Consider the following 16,928-nt stretch of genomic DNA (forward strand, 5'->3'; position numbering starts at 1 on the left):
CCGTGAAGGCCTCCTTCCCTACCCTCAAGGTAGTGAAGGAGGCCTTCACGGACTTTCGGACTAAGTTTGGGCTTTCCCGCCGGCATAGCGGGAAATGATCAGCGCGACCAGGATGATCACGCCGTAGATCGCCTTCAGCCATTCCGGCGGCACCTGCGCCACCTGCAGCAGGTTGGTGACCGTCTGCAGGAGCAGCACGCCGGTGAGCGCCCCGACCAGCGTGCCCTTCCCACCGTCCAGGGAGACACCGCCGATCACCGCGGCCGCGAACACCTGAAGGATCAAACCGTCGCCCTGATCCGCGCCGAGCGCGCCGACGTAACCGGTGTACGCGAGCCCGCCGAGCGCGGCCAGCACACCGGCCACGACGAACACGCCCCACGAGATCCGGTCGACGCGGATACCGGCGGCCCGCGCGGCTTCCCGGTTGCCGCCGATGGCGTACAGCGACCTGCCGATCCGGTGGTACCGCAGCCCCAGCCCGAACACGGTGAACAGTGCCGCGGCCAGCCACACCGACATCGGCAGCCCGGCGAACGTCGTCGTGGCCAGCGCGGTGAACACGTCCAGCTGGTCGAAGAGCGTCTTCCCCTGCGTGGAACCGATCTGCGTACCGCGCAGCACCGTCAGCATCGCCAGCGTGACGATGAAGGCGTTCAGCTTCAGTTTGACGATCAGGAAGCCGTTCACGAAGCCGACCGCGGCACCGGCCACCAGTACGGCGAGGATGCCCGCGAAACCGGGGATTTCGGTGCCGAAGCCCGAAGACGCCACCGGGATCACCAGCATCGCGCCCAGCGCGGGCGCCATGCCCATGGTGGATTCCAGTGACAGGTCGAACTTCCCGGTCAGCAGCACGAGCGATTCGCCCAGCACCACCATCGACAACGCCGCCGAGGCGGACAGGATCCCGACGATGCTGCCGAAGGTCAGGAACGTGTCACTGATCAGTCCTCCGATGATCAGCACGACGACGAGCGCCGGCACCAAGGCGAGTTCGCGCAACCAGCGGAACTTCCGGCGCTTCGGCGGCGCCGCGAGCGACGAGGTCTTCGGGTCGGTCATCAGTTCAGTCACCGCGCTCGACTCCTTCGATGTCGGCCACCAGGTCGCCGTCGGACCAGCCAGCCCGGTGTTCGGCGACCACGCCGCCGGCGTGCAGCACCAGCACCCGGTCGCTGAGACGAAGATCATCCAGCTCGTCGCTGACGATCAGCACCGCCTTGCCCTCGGCCCGCACCCGGTCGACGACCGCGAGCAGCGCCTCCTTCGATTTCACGTCCACCCCCGCGGTCGGGTTGATCAGCACGAGCAGGCGCGGATCCCCGGCCAGTGCGCGGGCCAGGACGACCTTCTGCTGGTTGCCACCGGAAAGGTCGGACACCGGCTGGTCCGCGTCGGCCGCGACGATGTCGTAGTCCGTCAGGGCCTTCGATGCCTTCGAATACCGGACACCCGGCGCCGCGAGGCCTCCCTTGCCCATGCGATCCAAAATGGACAGTGTGGCGTTGTCCGCGATGGAGTGCTCCAGGACCAGCCCCTCGTGGTGCCGGTCCCTCGGCACACAGCCGATCCCGGCGCGGATCGCGGCCGGGATGTCGCCCGGCTTCAACGGCTTCCCGTCCACCCGGATCGTGCCCGAGGCCGGTGAACGCAGTCCGTACACGGTTTCGGCGACCTGATGCTTGCCGCTGGCGTTGCTGCCCGCGAGCCCGATCACCTCACCGCGGTGGACCCGGAAGGTCACGTCCTCGAAACCGTCACCGGAAAGCCCGTCGACGGTCAGCACCTCGTCCGCGTCCGGGTCCAGCACCTCGCGTGCCGAGGCGTCGCGAACGGAAAGCCCGCCCTGCTCGCCGGTCATGGCGTCGATGAGCTCGGCACGACCGACCTCCGAGACCGGCGCGGTCAGGATGTGCTTGGCGTCGCGCAGCACGGTGACCGCCTGGCAGACCTCGTACACCTCGTGAAGGTGGTGCGAGATGAACAGGAACGTCACCCCGTTCGCCTGCATCTGGCGCATCCGCGCGAAGAGCCGATCGATCGCCTGGCTGTCCAGCTGCGCCGTCGGCTCGTCGAGCACGATGAACCGGGCGCCGTAGGAGAGCGCCCTGGCGATCTCGACGAACTGCCTGTCCTCGACCGAAAGCTCCCCCGCCGGGGTGTCGACGTCGACCCGCACGTCCCACGAGTCGAGCAGTTCCCGCGCCTGACGGCGCAACCGCCGCCAGCCGATCGCGAAACCCTTGCCGGATTGGCGATTCAGGAACAGGTTCTCCGCGACGGTCAGCTGCGGGACGACCATCGCGTGCTGGTAGACACAGGCGACCGCGCGTTTCCAGTCCTCCTGTCTGGACAAGGGCGGTGCGGGGACACCGCCGAACTCGACATGGCCGGTGTCTGTTTTGGACAGTCCGGTGAGGATGGAGACGAGCGTCGACTTCCCCGCACCGTTGCGGCCGACGAGCGCGTGCGACTCGCCGGGGTGCACTGTGATGCTGACGCCGGACAGCGCCACGGTCGGTCCGTAGCGTTTGCCGACGCCCTGTGCGCTGACCACCGGCACGGCGGCGGACCCGGCGGGCAGCGCGCTCACAGGTTGTTCCCCCAGAGGGCCTTGTCGTCCACGTTGTCCTTGGTGACCACGGGGGCGGGGAGCTGGTCTTCCAGGATCCCGGGCCGGACCTCGACGACCGTGCTGCCGTGGTCGGTCGGCCCCGCCTTGAAGGTCTCCCCCGCCATCGCCTTCTTGACCCAGTACATGCCGTACTTGGCGTAGTCGTCGGCGGGCTGGGAGACGGTCGCGTCGAGTTCGCCCGCGCGGATCGCGGCCAGTTCCTGCGGAATGCCGTCGTTGCTGACCAGCACGACGTGCTTCGGGTCCCCGACCGGGAAGTAGAGGTTCTTGCGTTTGAGGGCCTGCTGCGTCGGCGCCAGGTACACACCGCCCGCCTGCATGTACACGGCCTTGATGTCCGGGTTCGCGGTCAGCAGGCTGTCCAAACCGGACGAAGCCTTGTCCGCCTTCCACTCGGCGGCGATCTCCAGCACCTGGACATCCGGGAACTTCGTCTTCATGCACTGCCGGAACGCCTCGGAGCGGTCGCGGCCGTTGACCGAGGCAAGGTCGCCCATGACCTGCACGACCTTGCCCGAGGTCACCTTCGCGCCGATCGCCTCACAGGCCTTGGTGCCGTACGCCTTGTTGTCCGCGCGCACCACCATCGCGACCTTGCCGCTCTCCGGCGCGACGTCGACGGCCACCACGGGGACGCCCTTGTTCTCCGCCGCCTTGAGGCCCGCCACGACGGCGGCGGAGTCCAGCGGCGTCACGACCAGACCCTTGACGCCCTGGTTGAGCAAGGTGTTGATGTCGGTGATCTGCTTCGCCGAGTCGCTGTCCGCGTTGACCGTCGGCAGCGCCTCGACGCCCTGTTCCTTCGCCTTCAGCGGTACGTAGTTGTTGTAGGCCTGCCAGAACGGCGAGGTCAGCAACGGGATCGTCGCGCCGACCTTGCCGTCCTGCGCCCCGCCCGCGCCGGGCTTCGGCGCGTTGTCCTTCGTGGACCCGCAGGCCGACAGGGCCAGCCCGAGCGCGGTGGCCGCGGCGGCCACCTTGATCACCCTCGTACGCACCGCATCCTCCTTGATGACAGCCGGAACCGGGTATGGAGCTACTGCTGGACCGGACCGCGCGGGCGCAGCCCGTACATACCGCCGTCGACGGCGAGCGCCGTGCCGGTGGTCGAAGCCGACAGCGGGCTGGCGAGGTACACGACCGCGTTCGCGACCTCGTCCGCGGTGACCAGCCTGCCCATCGGCTGCCGGGCGGCCAGCGCGGCGCGTTCGGCCTCCGGATCGCCCGCGGCGTCGAGCAGCCTGCTGACCCACGGGGTGTCCGCGGTACCGGGGCAGACACAGTTGACCCGGATCCGGTCGGCGAGGTGGTCGGTCGCCATCGCCAGGGTCAGCGAGAGCACCGCGCCCTTGCTGGCCGAGTACAGCGCGCGGTTGGGCAGGCCCGCCCACGCGGCGATCGAACAGGTGTTGACGATCGCGGCCGACGGCGAGTTCTTCAGATGCGGCAACGCCGCCCGCGCGAGCCGCACCATGCCGACGACGTTGATGTCGAGCACCCGGTGCCATTCGTCGTCGCTGTTGGCTGTGACGTCGCCCTGCGCGCCGACGCCCGCGTTGTTGACCAGGACGTCGAGCCTGCCGAACCGGTCCGCGACCGCGTCGATCGCCGAGCGGACCTCCTCGTCGGAACCGACGTCGCAGCGAAATCCGGTGAGACCTTCGGGAAGGTCGCCGGGATTCAGGTCGAGGACCGCGACCTTCGCCCCACGCGAGGCGAGCAGGTCCGCGGTGGCCCGGCCGATTCCCGAGGCACCGCCGGTGACGGCGGCGACGAGGCCTTCGAACTCACTCACTTGGTTGTCTCCGTCCATTCCGGACCGTCGGGGAAGGTGAACCGGCGCAGGGTCGCGTCGTGCATCCGCGCCGAGAAGCCAGGCGCGGACGGTGCGACGTAGCGGCCGTCGACGACGGCGGCCGGGTCGGTGAAGTGCTCGTGGAGGTGGTCGACCCACTCGATGGACCGGTCGACGTCGGAACCGGACACCGCCGCGAAATCGAACATCGACAGGTGCCGCACGAGTTCGCACAGCCCGACCCCGCCGGCGTGCGGGCACACCGGGACACCGAATTTGGCCGCCAGCAACAGGATCGCCAGGTTCTCGTTGAACCCGCCGACCCTGGCGGCGTCCAGCTGCAGCACCGAGATCGCGCCCGCCTGCAGCAACTGCTTGAACACCACGCGGTTCTGCACGTGCTCACCGGTGGCCACGCGGATCGGGGCGAGCGCCTTGGCGATCGCGGCGTGGCCGAGCACGTCGTCCGGCGAGGTGGGTTCCTCGATCCAGTACGGGTCGTAGGGCGCCAGCGCGGTCATCCAGGTGATCGCGGTCGAAACGTCCCAGCGCTGGTTCGCGTCGACGGCGACCCGGATGTCCGGGCCGACGGTCTCGCGGGCGAGCTTCATCCGGCGGACGTCGTCCTCGAGATTGCCGCCGACCTTCAGCTTGATCATCTCGAAGCCGTCCGCGACCGCCTGTTCGGCGAGCCGGACGAGTTTCGCGTCCGAGTAGCCGAGCCAGCCGGGAGACGTGCTGTACGCGCGGTATCCGTCGCGCTCGATCCGGGCGATCCGCTCGGCGCGGCCGGGCTCGGCGGCGCGGAGGATGTCGAGCGCCTCCTGCTCGGTCAGCGCGTCGGAGAGGTAGCGGAAGTCGACGAGGGAGACCAGGTCCTCCGGCGACATCTCGGCGGCGAAACGCCAGACAGGGAGCCCGGCGATCCGCGCGGCGAGATCCCAGGCGGCGTTGACCACCGCGCCGATCGCCATGTGCGCGACACCCTTTTCCGGGCCGAGCCAGCGCAGTTGCGAGTCGCCGACCAGCGTCCTCGACAGGGCGCCGAGCGCGGCGGCGTCGGTGGGCACGTCCATGCCGACGACGTGCGGTTCCAGCGCGCGGATCGCCGCGGCCTGGACGTCGTTGCCGCGTCCGATGGTGAAGGCGAGTCCGTAGCCGTCCGGGCCGCCATCGGTGTGCAACACGACGTACGCGGCCGAGTAGTCCGGGTCCGGGTTCATGGCGTCCGAACCGTCCAGCTCCCGCGAGGTCGGGAAGCGGACGTCGAGCACCTCCATGCCCACGATCTTCGCCATCACGCCTGCCTGACGTTCTGGCGCTGACGGCCGAGGCCGTCGATCTCGAGTTCGATGACGTCTCCCTCGGTCAGATACGGCTTGGGGTCGGGCTGGCCGAGCGCGACACCCTGCGGGGTGCCGGTGTTGATGAGGTCACCGGGGCGCAGCACCATGAACTGGCTCAGGTAGTGCACGATCTCGGCGACCGGGAAGATCATGTCCTTGGTCGACGAGTCCTGCTTCTTCTCACCGTTGACCCACAGCCGCAGGCCGAGGGCCTGCGGATCGGGCACCTCGTCGGCGGTGACCAGCCATGGGCCGAGCGGGTTGAAGTTTTCGCACGACTTGCCCTTGTCCCACTGGCCGCCGCGTTCGAGCTGGAACTCGCGCTCGGACACGTCGTTCGAGACGGTGTAGCCGGCGACGTACCCGAGGGCCTCTTCGGCGCTTTCGAGGTAGCGCGCGGTCTTGCCGATGACGACGCCGAGCTCGACCTCCCAGTCGGTCTTGGTCGAGCCGCGCGGGACGAGCACGTCGTCCTCCGGGCCGACGACGACGTCGGAGGCCTTCATGAAGACGACCGGCTCGGCCGGGACGGCGGCGCCGGACTCCTCGGCGTGCCGCCGGTAGTTGAGGCCGATGCAGACGACCTTGCCCGGCCGCGCGATCGGCGCGCCCACCCTGGCCCTCGCGAATTCGGGGCCGGCTTCGGGCAGCTCACCGGCGGCCAGCGCGGCCGCGACCCTGGCCACGCCGTCGCTCGCGAAGAAGCCGCCATCGATGTCGGCGGTCAGCCCCGAGAGGTCGCGCAGCGTGCCGTCCCCGGCACGTACGAACGGACGCTCACTTCCCGGCTCCCCGAGTCGCAACAGCTGCACGAATTTTCCCTTCAAGCCGAACCGCCAACAGTCAACGGCTCCAACAGCAACGAACAGACATCCGATGTATACCTGACGACCTCCGGCAAGATCTAGGGGCCACTCGGATTTGCCTGGAAAATTGATCGGATCAGTGGTCGGACCTTGAGGTGGGATGGATCACAGCAGGAATAGTTACCTACTCTAAGCAAGTTGTTCCACGCGGAACCTTGGCTGGGGAAAGGAAGAGCATGACCATCGCGCCCGAGCGAGTGGAAGAAACCGTCGCGCGACCCCTCACGACCGGACGCGCCCGGTTCGTCCTGATCCTCGGCGGCCTGTCCGCCTTCGGGCCCCTGTCCATCGACATGTACCTGCCCGCGCTGCCGCAGATGGCGGGGGAACTGCGGGCGGCGGACGCGACCGTCCAGCTCACGCTCAGCGCGTTCATCATCGGGCTCGCCATCGGCCAGCTGATCCTCGGACCGCTGTCCGACGCGATCGGCCGCCGCAAACCGCTCGTGGCCGGGCTCGCCCTCTACATGGTCGGCTCGATCCTGTGCGCGATCGCCCCGACCGCCGAACTGCTCATCGCCGCCCGGGGCGTCCAGGCCTTCGGCGCCGCGGCGGGCATCGTGATCGCCAGGGCGACCGTGCGCGACTTCTACTCCGGCACCGCGATGACGAAGTTCTTCTCGCTGCTCATGCTGGTCAACGGGCTCGCCCCGATCCTGGCGCCGATCATCGGCGGCCAGATCCTGAACTGGACCTCGTGGCGCGGCGTGTTCGTCTGCCTGACCGCGTTCGGCGCGATCCTGCTCGCCGTCGTCTTCTTCCTGCTGCCGGAACCCCTGCCCGAGGAGCGCCGCACGCCCGCCCGGTTCGGCTCGGTGCTGCGGAAGTACGCGAGCCTGTTCGGCGACCGCGGCTTCCTCGGCTACGCGCTGGCCTCCGGGCTCATGTTCGGCAGCCTGTTCGCCTACATCTCCGGCTCGTCCTTCGCGCTGCAGGGCGTCTACGGGCTCAGCCCGCAGGCGTACAGCCTGGTATTCGGGCTCAACGGCATCGGCATCGTGCTCGTCGGCCAGCTGAACGGGCGCATCGTCGGACGCTTCCCGGAGCGGACCCTGCTGACCGTCGGCCTCGTCATCGCGGCGGTGGCCGGATTCGGGGTACTGGCCGCGGCGGTGCTGGACCTGGGCCTGATCGGATTGCTGATCCCGCTGTTCATCCTGGTGTCGAGCATCGGCATGGTCGCGCCGAACGCGAGTTCGCTGGCGCTCGCCGAACAGGCGCGGTCCGCCGGTTCGGCGTCGGCACTGCTGGGTGTGCTGCAGTTCGTCGTCGGCGGGCTGGCGACGCCGCTGGTCGGACTGGGCGGTGCGGGCACCGCCGTGCCGATGGGGATCACGATGGCGGGCTTCGGCGTGCTCGCGCTGCTGGCCTTCGGGACCATGACGCGGCCTTCCTCGGCACCGGAAGCCCTGGCGCTTCCGCAGGCGTAGGGCCTCGTGAGTGGTAAGGACGGTTCTAACCGTCCTTACCACTCACGAGGCCATTCAGGTCAGCCGTCCTCAGCTGCTCCGCCGTCACTGTCGCGCGTCCCTCGACAAGGGCCTTCAAGGCGTCCCCGTCGTCCCACTGGTTGACGTTCATGGCCGCGGTCACCTGCCCGTCCCGCAACCAGAACGCCGTGAAGTCCCGCGCCGCGAGGTCGCCCCGCACGACGAGTTCGTCGCTTTCGGGATCGGCGAGGCCCCGGTACTCGCACCCGAGGTCGTATTGATCCGAGAAGAAATACGGGCTCCGCAGGTACGGCTCGTTCTCCCCCAGCAGGTTCCCGGCGACGTGCTCGCCCTGCCATTGCGCGTTCGACCAGTGTTCGACGCGGACGCGTTTTCCATAGCGGGGATGGAAATGCGCGGCGATGTCACCGATGGCGTAGACGTCGGGCGCCGCTGTCCGCAAGCCGGCGTCGGCGCAGACACCGCCGTCGTCGGACAGTTCCAGGCCGGCGGCGTGCGCGAGGTCGACCCGTGGCGCGGCGCCGACAGCCACCAGCACGACGTCCGCGGGAAGCTCGTCACCGCTCTGAAGGCGTACGCCGGTCACCCCGCCCGGACCGCCGGTGAACCCGGCGACGCCTTCACCCAGACGCCAGTTCACGCCGTGCTGGGTGTGCAGGTCCTTGAAGACCCCGGACACCTGCCCGCCCAGTACCGCGAGCAGCGGTGAACCGACCTGGTCGACCACGGTCACCTCGGCTCCGTGTTCCCGGGCGGCCGCCGCGGCCTCGGTGCCGATCCAGCCCGCGCCGACGATCACCACCCGTCCGGCGTCCTTGAACGCCGAACGCAGCGTCAGCGCGTCGTCGAGGGTGCGCAGGGTCCTCAGTCCGGGCAGATCCCCGCCGGGCACCGGCAACGATCGCGGCCGGGAGCCGGTCGCGAGCACGAGCCGGTCGAAGCGGTGTTCATCGCCCGCGTCGTCGTGCACGAGCCGCGCGCCGAGTTCGACCTTGGTCGCCGTCGTGCCGCTCTTGAACGCGATGTCCTTCTCTTCGTAGAAACCCTCGTCGTGCACCCAGTCGGGTTCATCGGTCTTGCCCATCAGAAGCCCCTTGGACAAGGGCGGTAATTCGTACGGGCGATGCGTGTCGGTACCGAGGAGCAGGATTTCACCCGGGTAGCCGCGTTCCCGCAGCGTTCCGGCGGCGGTCGCTCCGGCGAGACCGGCCCCGACGATGACGATCTTCCTGGGTTCGGACATCCATGACCTCCCGAGCAGTCCCTTTTCTGGACGCTACTCCCGTTCCACCTCGTCCGGCCTAGCGAAAGTGGAAGTCGATCACGATCCGCACGATCGGTTAACCCATCAGTAGGAATGTGGGGTAACCCGCGTCACGGCCCCGGAACCGCCTCGTCCCAGCCTCGGACGAGAAAGGGAGATCATGGGATACGGGAGGATGAGGACGTTGGCACCGCGGGACGAATGGTCGGTCGGCTGCCGGGATCTCGCGGGCAGGCGAAGGGACGTGACGGTGTTCGTGAGCAGCGACAAGATCGTGCTCGTGGCGCCGCCAGGAGAGGCCGCCGTACTCGGGCCGCTGGACGTGGGACGCCTGCGCGCCGCGCTCCGCGACGCCGTGGTCGCGGTGGCCGAACATCCGGATCACAGCGAATGACAACTACCGTTCCTACTTCTGAGTAGGTAGAGTCGGCCCCGTTCGGAAGGAGCCGGCCATGACCACCTACTTCGTGACGGGCGCGACGGGTTTTCTGGGAAAACGCCTGGTCGCGCGCCTACTACGGCGACCTGAGACCGTAGCCGTCCACGTACTCGTGAGGGAGACCTCACGCGGGAAACTCCCGAGCCACGAGAAGCTCGTTCCCGTCACCGGCGACCTGACCGAGCCCTCGCTGGGCGTCGATCCCGCCCGCCTGGGCCCCCTCGACCACGTCGTGCACCTCGGCGCGATCTACGACCTCACCGCGGACGAAGCGGCGAACCGCGCGGCCAACGTCGACGGCACCCGTAACGTCCTGGAGTTCGCCGCCGCCGCGAAGGCCGGGCTCTTCCACCACGTCTCGTCCATCGCGGTCGCCGGACAATACGCCGGGCGCTTCACCGAGGCCGACTTCGATCTCGGCCAGAGTTTCGCGTCGCCGTACCACGCGACGAAGTTCGAGGCGGAGAAACTCGTGCGACGGCACGGGAAAACGCCGTTCCGCGTATACCGGCCGTCCGCCGTGGCTGGCGATTCGCGTACCGGCGAGATGGACAAGATCGACGGCCCGTACTACTTCCTCCCCGCGATCTCGCGGCTCGCCGCGCTGCCCCGCCGTCTCCCGCTCGCCGCCCCGGATCTCGGCGCCACGAATCTCGTGCCGGTCGACTACGTCGTCGAGGCGATGGAGCACCTCATGCACGTCGAAGCGCCCAGCGGCAGCACGTACCACCTCGCGTCGCCCCGGCCGCAGCCATTGCACGAGGTCTACAACGCCTTCGCCCGGGCCGCGGGCGGGCCGAAGATCTCCGCCGTTCTTCCCGCCCGGCCGTCCGGAGCGCTGAAGCGCGCCGGAACCCGGCTGGCGAAATCCGCGGCGGCCGGATTCGACCGGGTCCCCGGCGGGCGTTCGGCCCGCGCGGCGGTGCTGGCGGAACTCGGGATCCCGCTCGAAGTCCTGCCGCATCTGAGCATGGAGGTCGACTTCGACACGAGCGCGACCACCGCCGCGCTCGAAGGCAGCGGGATCACCCTGCCCCCGTTGAAGGAGTACGCCGGCCTGCTCTACCGGTACTGGCTCGCGCACCTGGATCCCGATCGCGGCCGCCGCCGCCCGGGACCGGAACCGCTCGACGGCCGCAAGGTGCTGATCACCGGCGCGTCCTCGGGCATCGGGCGCGCGTCCGCGCTGGCCGTCGCCGCGAAGGGCGGCGAAGTGATCCTCGTTGCCAGGCGCGCCGACGAACTCGAAGAGGTCCGCGAGCAGATCGTCGCGGCGGGCGGGAAGGCGTCGGCGTACCCGTGCGACCTCACCGACGGCGGCGCCGTCGACGCCCTGGTCAAGGACGTGCTCGCCACGCACGGCGCCGTCGACATGCTGGTCAACAACGCGGGCCGCTCGATCCGGCGGTCGCTTTCGCTGTCCACCGAACGGTTCCACGACTTCGAGCGCACGATGGCGATCAACTACTTCGGCCCCGTGCGGCTGACGCTGGGTCTGCTGCCGTCGATGACCGCGCGGGGATTCGGCCACGTCGTCAACGTGACCACCCAAGGACTCCAGACCGACACCCCGCGGTTTTCCGCCTACCTGGCCTCGAAGGCCGCCCTGGAGGAGTTCGGGCTGACCGCCGGGCGGGAAACGCTTTCCGACGGTGTCACCTTCACCTCGGTCCGGATGCCGCTGGTGCGCACCGACATGATCACGCCGACCGGGTCCTATCGCGGCATGCCGTCGAGCTCTCCCGAACGCGCCGCCGCTCTGGTGGTGAAGGCACTGGAGAAACGACCCGAGATCCTGAACCTGCCCGAAGGCACCGCCGCGGAACTGGTGACGCTCGTCGCACCCAGGACGGCACGGTTCTTCGCCCACCTCGTCTACCGCGCGATGCCCGAGTCCGCGCCGGAAACCCGTGGCCAGCCACGGAAGGCCCCGCTCGCCTCGGTGGCGGGCGCGGTCACCAGGCTGGTCTGGCGCCGTCGTCCCTGACGTCCCCGCCGCCGGGCTCGATCGGGGGACGCCCCCGGCCGCTACCATCGGTTTCCGAAACGCCGGGGGGTCGGCGGGCACGGGCCGAGGCAGTGACGAGGCGGGAAGGGGCAGTGTGGACGTCGCCAGTCCCCCGCTGTCGACCGGACCGGACGCGGCGGTCGTACGTCCTTCCAGGACAGTGCTGCGGCTTTCCCTTCACGTGACTTGGGTGCTCGCGCTCGCCGTCGCCACCGAACTCCGGGTGGGACGCTTCGGTTTCCACCCCTCGGACCAGGGTTTCATCCTGGCCCAGGCGTGGCGGGTGCTGCACGGCGAGGTCCCGCACTCCGACATCATCTCCGCGCGGCCGCTGGGTTCGGCGTACCTGCACATCGTCGACTTCGTGCTGCCGGGCCCGCTGTTCTTCGTCTCCAGCGTGCTCAGCATGCTGGAGATCATCCTGGCGACGATCGCGTTCGCGGTACTGGTCACCCGCCGCCGCGTCCGCGACTGGGGGCCGGGGCTCACCGGGCTGACGGCGGCCGCGTCGCTGCTGAACCTCAACGCCTTCCCGCTGATGGCGTGGCACACGATCGACGGAATCTTCCTGACCGCCTGCGGTGCCTGGGCGCTGGATTCGGGGCTGCGCAACGGCAAGGCCTGGCCGCGGTGGCTCGGTCTCGTGCTGCTGGGCACCGCGGTGTTCGTCAAGCAGAGTTTCGCGCCGGTGCCGCTGATCGCGTTGTGCTGGTTGTTGCCGCACCCATCGCTGCGCGAGGGCGCGTTCCGCACCGGCCGCTGGTGGGCGCGTCTGGCCTGGGATCTGCTTGCGCTGGGCGCCTTTTTGGTCTTCTACATCGGAATCGTCACACTCGACGGCGGGCTCGGCGCGATGGCCGAGCAGCTCACCGGCGGCCTGCCCGCGTACGGCGAGCGGCTTCTCGGCCTGTGGCTGGAAAATCCCGCGTCCCTGCTTCGGCCACCGGTGCGGGGCTTGACCTTCTTCCTGATCGCCGGGGTGCTTCTGGTCCTGCTCGGGATCTTCCGCGACCGCGCCGGTTTCATCGGCGCGCTCCTCGCGCGGCTGCTGCTCCTGGCGGGCGTGGCGGTCGTGGTCGGCACCGTCGTCGACGGGCATTTCACCGGCGCGTCGCGCTGGGCGGACGTCCTCTGGTGGATCCTCGGGGTCGCGCTGCTGGTGAACTGGGCCGCGACGCGGCGATTCCCGAGGATGGGCACGCTGGTCTTCGCGACCGGCTTCATGACCAGCCTGTCCTGGGGGAACGACACCCCGACACTGTTCACCGGCACACTGGCGCTGACGGCGATCCTGCTGCTGTCGGACGCGCTGCCGCCGCTGCCGGAGCCGCCTCGCCGGATCAGGCTGGCGGGCGCCACGGCGATGGGCCTGGTCGCGGTGCTGGCGTCGGGCTGGGCCGTGATCGCGCACCACGACGAAGCCGCGTACCTCGACATGGCGCACGAGAAACTGACCGGTGACCTCGGCACGGTGACGCCGACGATGCGCGGGATCCGGACGAACCCGGGGACCTTCACCTACATCTCGCAGATCCAGGACTGCGTCACGCGCTATCCCGCTGGGCGCACGGCGGTCCTGCCCGACAACCCGTTCGCCTATCCCGCCTTCGGGCTGCGCAACCCGTTCCCGCTGGAGTGGCCGCTGCCGTTGGAGATCGTCGCCGACGCTCCGGAACGCATGCTCGCGACGGCCGACGAGCTCAACCGCGACGGCGACTACCTGGTGCTGTTCCAGACCGTGGGCATGCCCGCACTGGCCGAGGGCGGGCCGGTGCCCGCCGAGGTCGCGGCGGACGCGCCGATCTTCGACTACCTCGGGCTGGAGAACGCGCTGCGGTCGCGGCTCACCGGGCGGACCGTCACCTGCGGCAGCTTCATCGGCAAGTGGGCGCCCCGCCCCTGACCCCGGAACTCGCGTGATCGGGACCCAAACTCGCGTGATTGAAGACGGAACTCACGAGTTCGGCTTCCAATCACGCGAGTTCCGTCTTCAAGCACGCGAGTTCCGGGGTCAGTCGACGCCGGCGTCCTCGGGGCGACCGGAAGCGAGACCGGCGAGGACGTCCAGAGCGGCCCCGAGCGTCTCGAGGGGTGGCGACGAGACGGCGAGCCGCACCGCGTTCGGCGCGTGGCCGGGGACGACGGCGAACGCGGCCGCCGGGGTGACCGCGATCCCCCGCCGCGCGGCCGCGGCGACGAACAGCTCGGCACGCCAGTGTTCGGGGAGCTCCCACCAGCAGTGGTACGCCCGCGGATCGGCGCGCAGGGTGAACCCGGCCAGCCGTGCCGCGGTCAGCCGCTGGCGTTCCGCGGCGTCGAGCCGTTTCGCCCGTTCGACGGCTTCCAGGGTGCCGCCGGTGATCCACCGGGTGGCGGCTTCGACGGCGAACCGGGACGCGACCCAGCCGCCCGAACGCACGGCCGCGGCCAGCCGTTCCGTCCATTCCACCGGGACGGCGAGGAATCCGGTGGTCAGCCCCGGGGCGAGCCGTTTGGACATGCTGTCGGTGAACACCGTGCGTTCCGGCGCGTACGCCGCGAACGGACGGACCTCGGGCCGGAGGAAGGTGTAGATCCCGTCCTCGATCACCGGGATGTCCATCCGGCGCACGGTTTCCGCCAGCTCGACACGCCGAGATTCGTCCATTGTGGACCCGAGCGGGTTGTGCAACGTCGGCTGGACGTAAAGCGCGCGGACGGGCGCGGCGGCGTGCGCGGCTTCGAGCGCTTCGGGGACGAGGCCCGCGTCGTCGGTCTCGATGGGAACCAACTGGACGCCGAGCCGCCCGGCGAGTGCCTTGACCACGGGGTAGGTGATGGCTTCGACCGCGAGCCGTTCCCCCATCGGCACAAAGGCGGCGATGGCGGCCGCGATGGCCTGACGCCCGCTTCCGGCGAAGAGGATTTCCGGCGTCCAGCCGTCCTTCGCGAACAGTCCGGCGACGGCGTCACGCGCCTGCTTCGAGCCGGAGACGCTTCCCGGCCGCAGCGCCGCTGTCAGGACGTCGTCACGCAGGAGCGGCTCCAGCGCCTTCCCGACCAGCGCCGATTGTTCCGGGAGGACGGCGAAGTTGAGTTCGAGGTCGACGATCGCGCCGCCCGGTTCGGCGAGCGCGGTTTCCAGCGGCGGCTTCCCCGCGCGAACGAAAGTGCCCCGGCCGACCTCGCCGACCACGACTCCTCGCCGGACGAGTTCGCCGTAGACCCGGGCGGCGGTCGAGTTGGCGATCCCACGTTCGCGGGCGAACCGCCGCTGCGGGGGCAGCCGGTCGCCAGGGCGAAGCCTGCCGGCCTCGACGTCGGCGGAGATCTCGTCCGCGACTATCCGGTAGTCCTCCATGCCGCTCCTTCGATCACACCGAGACCGCTCGCGGAATTGCACCGCGAATGATGCCATCGAAGAGCGTCGTGAGCCGACTGCGACCTACGGAACACCACAGCGGCGGACTCCTAGGTTAGCCTAACCTGCGTGGAGACCGTGGAAACCCTCACCGAGCGGAGCACGACGTCCCGCCTGCACGCGGACGCGCTGACGCTCGCCTACGACGGCCGGACCGTGGCCGAAGACCTCGGGGTGGTCATCCCCGACCGGTCGTTCACCGTCATCGTCGGCCCGAACGCCTGCGGCAAGACGACCCTGCTGCGCGCGCTCGCGCGGATGCTCAAACCCCGCCAGGGCTCGGTGTTCCTCGACGGCCAGGCGATCAGCTCCTTCCCGGCCAAGGAGGTCGCCCGGCGGCTCGGCCTGCTGCCGCAGAGCTCGACAGCACCCGACGGCATCACCGTCGCGGACCTCGTCGCGCGTGGCCGGTATCCGCATCAGCGCCTGCTGCGCCAATGGTCCCGTGAGGACGCCACCGTCGTCGCGGAGTCCATGCGCGCCACCGGTGTCGACGACCTCGCCGAGCGGCTGGTCGACGAGCTGTCGGGCGGTCAGCGGCAGCGTGTGTGGATGGCGATGGCGCTCGCGCAGGAGACCGATCTCCTGTTGCTCGACGAGCCGACGACCTATCTGGACATCGCGCACCAGATGGACATCCTCGACCTGTGTGCGCAACTGCACCAGGAGCAGGGCCGGACACTGGTCGCGGTGCTGCACGACCTCAACCACGCCGCCCGCTACGCGACGCACATGATCGCGATGCGCGGCGGCGAGGTCCTGGCGACCGGCGCGCCCGAAGAGGTCGTGACCGCCGCCAACGTCGAAAAGATCTTCGAGCTGCCCTGCCGGGTCATGCCGTGCCCCGAAACCGGGACCCCGCTGGTGATCCCGAAGGCCGGACGCCGCGCCGCTTGATCGTCTCGGAGTACGTTGGCGGCGGAGGTGCCATGTCACAGCAACTGTGGTCCGAAGTGGACGACTACCTGTCCGGGGTGCTCGTCCCGGCCGATCCCGCACTCGAAGGCGCGCAGCAGGCGTCGGATCGTGCCGGGCTGCCGTCGATCGCCGTAGCGCCGAATCAGGGCAAGCTGCTCAACCTGATGGCGAGGATGATCGGCGCCCGTTCCATCCTGGAGATCGGCACGCTCGGCGGGTACAGCACGATCTGGCTCGCCCGCGCCCTGCCGCCGCAGGGCAGGCTCGTCACACTGGAATTCGACCCGAAGCACGCCGAGGTCGCGCGCGGCAACATCGAAGCGGCCGGGCTCGGCGGGCTGGTCGACGTCCGCGTCGGCAAGGCGCTGGACCTGCTGCCCTCGGTCGAGGGCCCGATCGATCTGGCGTTCATCGACGCCGACAAGGCCAATAACCCGGCCTACTTCGAAGCGTCGCTGAAGGTCGTCCGGCCCGGCGGCGTGATCGTGGTCGACAACGTGGTCCGCGGTGGCGCGGTGACCGACGCCGCCAGCGAAGACCCGAACATCCAAGGGATCAGGCGGCTGCACGAGATGATCGCCGCCGAACCCCGCGTCGACGCGACCGCGATCCAGACGGTCGGCGCGAAGGGCTACGACGGGCTCACCGTCGTGCTCGTGAAGCCCTGACGGTCGCGGCGCCCGCGCGTGATCGGACGCCGATCTCACGTGATTGGAGGCGGATCTCACGTGATTGGAGACCGCACTCGGGGTGTGCGGTCTCTGATCACGCGAGTTCCGTCTCTGATCACGCGAGTTCCGTGT

The 16,928-nt window shown here is 69.5% G+C and carries 14 protein-coding genes; 6 read left to right on the top strand and 8 right to left on the bottom strand.

The features are described from left to right. Positions 1-60 precede the first annotated feature (60 nt). From H074_RS17530 to H074_RS17555, 6 genes are read right to left on the bottom strand one after another with little or no spacing between them, the layout of a single operon-like run. A complete protein-coding gene (locus tag H074_RS17530) occupies positions 61-1,077 on the bottom strand; it encodes an ABC transporter permease (RefSeq protein ID WP_007031377.1) in 1,017 nt (338 codons plus the stop codon). Further along, entirely contained in the window at positions 1,070-2,596 is a 1,527-nt protein-coding gene (locus H074_RS17535) for a sugar ABC transporter ATP-binding protein (RefSeq protein WP_007031378.1), read from the bottom strand. The genes H074_RS17530 and H074_RS17535 overlap by 8 nt, the downstream gene beginning before the upstream one ends. Next, positions 2,593-3,636 (bottom strand): sugar ABC transporter substrate-binding protein, encoded by a 1,044-nt coding sequence (locus H074_RS17540; RefSeq protein WP_039922710.1) that lies wholly within the window; start codon positions 3,634-3,636, stop codon positions 2,593-2,595. The genes H074_RS17535 and H074_RS17540 overlap by 4 nt, the downstream gene beginning before the upstream one ends. A gap of 38 nt (positions 3,637-3,674) precedes the next feature. Next, complete coding sequence (locus H074_RS17545; protein ID WP_007031380.1) at positions 3,675-4,433, bottom strand: SDR family NAD(P)-dependent oxidoreductase; 759 nt, start codon at positions 4,431-4,433, stop codon at positions 3,675-3,677. Continuing rightward, positions 4,430-5,731 carry an enolase C-terminal domain-like protein gene (locus tag H074_RS17550; RefSeq protein WP_007031381.1) on the bottom strand — a complete coding sequence of 434 codons (1,302 nt, stop codon included), beginning with the start codon at positions 5,729-5,731 and terminating at the stop codon, positions 4,430-4,432. Before H074_RS17550 ends, H074_RS17545 begins: the two co-directional genes overlap by 4 nt. Then, complete coding sequence (locus H074_RS17555; protein ID WP_007031382.1) at positions 5,731-6,591, bottom strand: fumarylacetoacetate hydrolase family protein; 861 nt, start codon at positions 6,589-6,591, stop codon at positions 5,731-5,733. The genes H074_RS17550 and H074_RS17555 overlap by 1 nt, the downstream gene beginning before the upstream one ends. A 230-nt stretch (positions 6,592-6,821) precedes the next feature. Here H074_RS17555 and H074_RS17560 point away from each other — a divergent pair, with 230 nt between their 5' ends. Then, positions 6,822-8,075 carry a Bcr/CflA family multidrug efflux MFS transporter gene (locus H074_RS17560; protein WP_007031383.1) on the top strand — a complete coding sequence of 418 codons (1,254 nt, stop codon included), beginning with the start codon at positions 6,822-6,824 and terminating at the stop codon, positions 8,073-8,075. A 25-nt stretch (positions 8,076-8,100) separates the two neighbouring features. On the opposite strand, the gene H074_RS17565 is transcribed toward H074_RS17560, so the two are convergent. Beyond that, positions 8,101-9,339 (bottom strand): NAD(P)/FAD-dependent oxidoreductase, encoded by a 1,239-nt coding sequence (locus tag H074_RS17565; RefSeq protein WP_007031384.1) that lies wholly within the window; start codon positions 9,337-9,339, stop codon positions 8,101-8,103. 196 nt (positions 9,340-9,535) lie between these two features. Between H074_RS17565 and H074_RS17570 the strand changes: the two genes are divergently transcribed. From H074_RS17570 to H074_RS17580, 3 genes are all read left to right on the top strand, one after another. Continuing rightward, positions 9,536-9,754, top strand: coding sequence for a hypothetical protein (locus H074_RS17570; protein ID WP_039922712.1), 219 nt, complete (start codon positions 9,536-9,538; stop codon positions 9,752-9,754). Positions 9,755-9,812: 58 nt separating this feature from the next. Beyond that, positions 9,813-11,786: an SDR family oxidoreductase gene (locus H074_RS17575; protein ID WP_007031385.1), complete on the top strand. Its 1,974-nt coding sequence runs from the start codon at positions 9,813-9,815 to the stop codon at positions 11,784-11,786. Positions 11,787-11,901: 115 nt separating this feature from the next. Further along, positions 11,902-13,710 (top strand): hypothetical protein, encoded by a 1,809-nt coding sequence (locus H074_RS17580; RefSeq protein ID WP_007031386.1) that lies wholly within the window; start codon positions 11,902-11,904, stop codon positions 13,708-13,710. A gap of 108 nt (positions 13,711-13,818) precedes the next feature. Here H074_RS17580 and H074_RS17585 read toward each other — a convergent pair whose 3' ends face one another. Continuing rightward, entirely contained in the window at positions 13,819-15,147 is a 1,329-nt protein-coding gene (locus H074_RS17585) for an aminotransferase-like domain-containing protein (RefSeq protein WP_007031387.1), read from the bottom strand. A 129-nt stretch (positions 15,148-15,276) separates the two neighbouring features. Here H074_RS17585 and H074_RS17590 point away from each other — a divergent pair, with 129 nt between their 5' ends. Both H074_RS17590 and H074_RS17595 read left to right on the top strand, forming a co-directional pair. Further along, positions 15,277-16,104 carry an ABC transporter ATP-binding protein gene (locus H074_RS17590; RefSeq protein WP_007031388.1) on the top strand — a complete coding sequence of 276 codons (828 nt, stop codon included), beginning with the start codon at positions 15,277-15,279 and terminating at the stop codon, positions 16,102-16,104. Positions 16,105-16,136: 32 nt separating this feature from the next. Further along, positions 16,137-16,793 carry an O-methyltransferase gene (locus tag H074_RS17595; RefSeq protein ID WP_007031389.1) on the top strand — a complete coding sequence of 219 codons (657 nt, stop codon included), beginning with the start codon at positions 16,137-16,139 and terminating at the stop codon, positions 16,791-16,793. The last annotated feature ends 135 nt before the right edge of the window (positions 16,794-16,928 follow it).

The organism is Amycolatopsis decaplanina DSM 44594 (assembly GCF_000342005.1).
Taxonomy (GTDB): Bacteria; Actinomycetota; Actinomycetes; order Mycobacteriales; family Pseudonocardiaceae; genus Amycolatopsis; species Amycolatopsis decaplanina.